Origin of the sequence: uncultured Gimesia sp. (assembly GCF_937919775.1) — a bacterium.
Taxonomy (GTDB): Bacteria; Planctomycetota; Planctomycetia; order Planctomycetales; family Planctomycetaceae; genus Gimesia.
The window spans coordinates 1-5,560 of the sequence record NZ_CALFPF010000327.1 but is presented as its reverse complement, the minus strand read 5'-3'; the positions used below and the strand labels follow the sequence as shown (position 1 = coordinate 5,560).

The window sequence follows — 5,560 nt, the reverse complement described above, 5'->3', positions numbered from 1 at the left end:
GTTGCATCGAGCAATACTATACAATAGCATGGTCCGTTCGCAAGACACCGATGCCAGTAACAGTTTCAATTAATTTAAGAAACGATGTTTAAGCATTCTGATCTCGATCAAAGACAAGACGAAAGGGAGCAGCGACTGCTTTTGAGATTGCAAAGCAAGGGAGTAAAAGATGTCAGGTCCATTAATGTGTGGTTACTGCCACGAACGGCACGAAAATACACGAAACTTTGTGTTGGTGAGAATCGGATCGGGGTAGTTTGTTGAGAGACGCACTTCTCATTTTGATCTCTGGGGTTGGGTGTTTTGCTGGGATTGAACCAGCACTGTCGGACAAGCTGTAAAGACCGTACACATAGGTAACACACGTTCGGACACATGGGTAACACTCATGTAAACTGTTATGTAACTCTATTTTAAGGGCAAGCCAACAGTGGCACCCGATGAGCAAACAGATTTGCTGAATTCTTATTTTGCCAGGTCGAGAAACACGACGTGCGACGGGTTGCCGACGGCTGCGTAGTGGTTCGTGAAATTGAGTTTGCCCGTTTGTTTGTCGACTTTGAAGACGGCGACGCTGTCGGCCCGTTGGTTGCAGCAGTACAGGAATTGGCCTGTCGGATCGAAACTGAAACTGCGGGGGTAATTGCCGCGGGTCCATTCTTCGCCGAGGAAGGTCAGTTCGCCGTTCTTGCCGATTTCAAAAATGCCGATGCTGTCGTGCAGACGGTTGCCGGCATACACAAACTTGCCGTCGTCGGACACCAGAATTTCTGAGCAGAAGTTGCTCCCTTTGAATTCTGGTGGCAAGGTAGAAATCGTCTGGCGCGGTTTCAGCGTGCCTGCTTTCGCGTCAAAGTCGAACAGAACCAGGGTCGAACCCTCTTCCTGAATGGAATAGAACCAGCGTCCGTTGGGATGGAAATGGAAGTGCCGCGGACCGTCGCCGGGAGGGAGCGAGATGGAAGGGAGATCGTTGGCGGTCAGCTTGCCTGTTTTTTCGTCGAACTTCCAGATAAAGATTTTATCCAGACCCAGATCGACGTGCAGCACGAAGCGTCCTGAGGGATCGGCTTGAATCATATGTGCGTGTGTGTGATCGTGTCCGCTGAAGGCGAAGCTGCCTTCGGGGGCGTTCGTTGCGGTCGTCGGGCCAATTTTTCCGGCGTCGTTTTTCACATCGGTCGCCTCTCCCAGGCTGCCATCTTCCTGAATGGGAAGTACTGCTATGGACCCGCCGAAATAGTTGGCAATCAACAGAAAACGGCCCGAAGGATGAATGCTCACATAAGTGGGGCCGTCACCGCCGGAACTGACCTTGTTGAGTGGCTGCAGACTTCCGTCTTCTCTGTTGATCTTGAACGCGCTGACGGAGCCATGCTTTTCTGTGCCCACGCGGTCGGTTTCGTTCGTGGAATACAGGCGTGTGCCAGCGGAGTTGACGGCCAGACAACTGGGGCTGGTTCCCATACGGTGAATGCCGGCGGGGGTCATCGCCCCGGTTTCGCGATTGATTTCGAACAGATGAATGCCCCGCCCATTGCCGGGGGGCAGGTCAACCTGCGTGTCTAATACATCCTGCAGCGGAGAACTGAACGTGCCGACGTAAGCCATCAGTGGTTTACCTGCCGCCTTCGATGCTGCGTGAGCCAGGCTGACGACAAGCGGAAATGCACCCGAGAGGGCAACAGAAGTTTTCAGAAACGCACGACGGGACTGCTGGGGAAGATTCATGAGGGAGATTCAATCAGAGTAAGGGTATGGGAAATTATCAGGCAGCGAGTTGATTCTATTGTGAACAGAGCGGGCCTGAAATTCAATCGCAGGCTGTTTTAATCGGGTGCGCCGCCATGTAACCCGAGCCTGCGCCGCTATCGGCGACGGTTGGGTTCAACGCTGGCAGCAGATGACCACGTGTCGATTTCAGACGCAGGCCACCCCGCCGCGAAATGTGAAACCGGCGTACGGCGTAGAACAGGCTGATGTTCGCGGGACCCGCTTTGCGCAAGAGTGTTTCGTCCTGCGCGGGAGGGAGGAGATGCAAACGCGATTCGATGATCCGGATCTCACTTTTGCGTTGTGTCGAGCACGCGGAAATACGAGACGCCGGTTAGCCCGGATGCCAATTCCCGTACCTGAATTTGCCACATGCCGGGGTGATCATTTCGGGCTATGTCGAGTTTCAGCGGAAGTTGTCCCGCTGCCGCGCCGTAGTATCCACTGAATTCGGCAACCCTTCCGGCCGGATCGGTGATTGTGACTTCTAATGGGATCACCGCCGCAATCGGCTGCTGCGTCTGATCGACTACCGAGACCAGCAACTCCAGCGGTTGACCCGCTTGTGCCGTTTTCTCACCGGCGATCTGTACCGCGGAAATCGGCGCGGGTGTCACCAGGAACAGCCCCCCCGCACATGGTCCCAGTTGCACGGGCCAGCTGACTGCGCCCTCCGATTTCGTAGTCGCAACTTCGCGATGAGACAGCAGGTCATACACGTGCCCGGCGTCGCGTCGTATGGTCAGTATCGCGTCGCCTGGTAAACCGTCTTCCATGACCAGTCCGTGTTGTCCGACGTAAGTTCCAAATTCCCGACGATCATTGACGATAAATACGTAATCACTTTTCCCGGCGGTCCGGGTCCGTGTTACAATTTCCGGCGTTGAAGAACTTGCGTACCAGTTGTAACGCCCCTTCAATTCGGTGCGTAACAGGGCCGCATGCTCGAGAATCTTCGCCTGATCTTCCTGCGTGCGTTTGGTCCTTGTGTATTTGGGCAGCACGATGTCCGCTTTGATTCCCGGGGTCAGGTTCTGATCGCCAATCACAATCCCGCCCCTCTGCTGGAACGCCAGGATTTTTGCGACCACCGATTTTGTCAGCACATCGCAGTCGGCTAGCACGAGCAGCTTGTATTGATCGAGCCCCTTGTCGACCAGCGTCTGTTCGAAAATGATCTCCGGCTGCAGTTGTGCATGCAACAATGTGAGGTAGGCTTCATCGTGGTAATAACCGTAACTCCCCCGCCGGGCAAACATCTGCGACGTGAAGCTGTCCAGATAAGCGACATCGGTCTGACGATCGGGCACCTGCAGCAGCGTCGGGCCGAGTGGTTCGAGGATTTCGCGATGCAACCGCCGAAACTCTGTCTGCAAATCGGGCTGCGTGTATTTGTAGGCATGTGTTCCATCTGTGGGGACCAGTGACGACCACCCGTGATACATCAGCCCGCGCACCGGCCTGGAAATTTTGCTCCAGAAGGAACCCCGCAAATGCATGGGAGCGATGGAAATGTAGGCCGCGTCGGGATCATGATCGTCAAACGGCGAGGCAACAAACGCCTTGCCCGTTTTTTTGGGAGCACTTGAGGAGCGATACCAGAAAAGTTGCGTCATCTTCATCACGTCTTGAGGTACTTTCGAAGCCGCAGCCATCGCGAACACCTCATCACAGAAAAAACCCACCCGTAATGGAGAGGGTTCCGTGTAGGTCCACTGACTGAGAACATCGACTTCTCCACCCGAGCCGCCAATACTGGGAACGCGAATCGCGGGATCGTAAAATGTCCAGATCCGATCCCGGCCGTCTGCCTTCAACCCCCGGTGTAACGCCGTGTGTAACGGATTCCAACCGTCGCCGACCGTCCAGAACCAGCGGTAAAATTGCAACAGCGGATGATCGTCCGCCAGTACCCGATCTTTGGGGAAATCGGGAATCGTACTCCAGTTCGGGCCGATTTTATCACCCACCAGTTCGGGGATTTCCTGTCCTGAGAATTTGCGGTAATTCTCAAAATCAAACTTGGAAAAACTGACGTGCGTATCATCTCTCACTTCGCTGTTGATCAGCGCCGCAACAAATGCCGGATGGGTTCCATACGTTTCTCCAATACTCCGGCCAAAGTTTTCCGAAAACTCCACCAGTCCCGGCAGGGCGGCATTACAATCGTGCCGCTGATAAGGCTGCCCCTTGCGGTCCACTCGAGCCAGTTCTTTCTGTTTTTTTAACAGGTAGCCGGCGTATAACGAAGCCGCGATGCCGAAATCATTTGCCAAAGCCGTATCGAGCATTTGGTTGACTTCACGGACCTGAGCCGGACTCTCCCCCAGTATCGGTTTTCCCGCTTCCCAGGTTTTGTAAGGCGAAGGTGAAAATCCGAGGCATTGATTGAAACCCAGATCCTGTAATCGCGTCATTTCTTTCGCGAATTCGCCGGGGCTGGCGATCCCCCACATCAGCACCGGCATCCGTTCTGGCAACGGTCTGGGGACCAGCTTGAGTGTCAGGGTTTCTTCCCGCGACATGTTGTAGTCATCCGTCATGCTGATCTGCGCGTGCAATTGATAATCGTCAGGCCGCAGCGAGGTATCAAAAGAGATGAGCTGCGTAAATTCGCCCCCTCCCGCCAGTTCCGGTAACTCAATGGTACGATCGCCAAAACCGGAGCCGAACAGTCGCAGTTTCGCCCCAGTTAGCGGTTTTTTCTGCTGATTCTGAACCGAAACGGTCACCTTGGATGACGCTTCATACCGCTGCCAGACAAGGCGATCAATCGCCAGTGAAATTCTCAAGGGACTAAACTCGAGCGCTCCCGAACTGATTCGAACTTCATCAATGATTCCCGGAAAACCACCGTAGTTGCTGCCGATGCGATCGCCGATGCTTAACGGCAGCGAACCCGCTGCAATCCCGTAACGACCGGGCCGGGTCACGTTTCCGATAGAGGAACCATTGCGAAAAAACCGCACGGTCCCCGCCGCATCGTAACTGAACGCCACATGCTGCCAGACACCTTCTTCAAACGATAGAAAATCGGTGACGAAGGTCTCCGTATCTTCCCCGAAACCGAGCACTACAGTCATCCGCCGTCGTCCCTCCCGATCGGGGGAACTCAACAGCCATTGATAGTCATTCTGTGAAGCATATTTTTTATCCAGCAGATAGGCCAGACTCGCCTCTTTCAGTTTCGCCTTCGGCTTGATCCACATTTCAACCGTGAATGCCCCTGCAGGGCTCAGCTCGGGATGATCGTTGATCATGACGGAATGATGTTTGTCTTCAATCGGCCAGCCGGGGAATGATTCAATTCCCCCGCCAAACTTTCCCTCGGCTGCAGGAACTGCGCCATCCAGCTTACCGGACAGTCCGAGCCGCCCTGAATCAACCGTTTCCGATCCTGCATCGAAGCGCCAATGCCCGATTACCCGCGGCCCTTTTGAATCGACGCCGGAATAACCGGTCTGCCATGTCTGCGCTGTTGTTTCAGCACTGAGCAGCGGATCTCCCGAAACGAAATCAGAAGAAATCAATACTGTCATTATCATCAAACAAATTCGATTCAACATGGATCATCCTGGATATTGCCAAAGGACGGCATTGGAGAGACAAATGGGGAATTCAGTGGACAAACAGAGATTCAAGTCAAAGTGTGTTTAATTAATCGAAACTGAGTTGGTTCACGAATGATATCTCGACCGGTCAATAATGAAAAGTAACGTTTGTTTCCAGTGCACGATGATTCTCTGTCATTTCTGAGATCGCGCGAAGCAAGGTTGCTGGAATTTAA

At 53.8% G+C, this 5,560-nt stretch carries 3 protein-coding genes; all 3 read right to left on the bottom strand.

The genetic code is table 11. From position 1 onward, the window contains the following. Positions 1-465: 465 nt before the first annotated feature. Positions 466-1,731, bottom strand: a complete 1,266-nt coding sequence (locus Q0294_RS09070; RefSeq protein WP_299463655.1) for a lactonase family protein — start codon at positions 1,729-1,731, stop codon at positions 466-468. A gap of 82 nt (positions 1,732-1,813) precedes the next feature. Then, the gene (locus Q0294_RS09065; protein WP_299463652.1) at positions 1,814-2,041 is read right to left on the bottom strand and encodes a hypothetical protein; all 228 of its coding nucleotides are present in this window, start codon (positions 2,039-2,041) and stop codon (positions 1,814-1,816) included. Positions 2,042-2,063: 22 nt separating this feature from the next. Continuing rightward, positions 2,064-5,312 carry a LamG-like jellyroll fold domain-containing protein gene (locus Q0294_RS09060; protein WP_299463649.1) on the bottom strand — a complete coding sequence of 1,083 codons (3,249 nt, stop codon included), beginning with the start codon at positions 5,310-5,312 and terminating at the stop codon, positions 2,064-2,066. Positions 5,313-5,560 lie beyond the last annotated feature (248 nt).

Excerpts from the sequence above, each read along its gene's own strand:
- Q0294_RS09070 (WP_299463655.1), bottom strand. The coding sequence starts at position 1,731 with ATGAATCTTCCCCAGCAGTCCCGTCGTGCGTTTCTGAAAACTTCTGTT.
- Q0294_RS09060 (WP_299463649.1), bottom strand. The coding sequence starts at position 5,312 with ATGACAGTATTGATTTCTTCTGATTTCGTTTCGGGAGATCCGCTGCTC.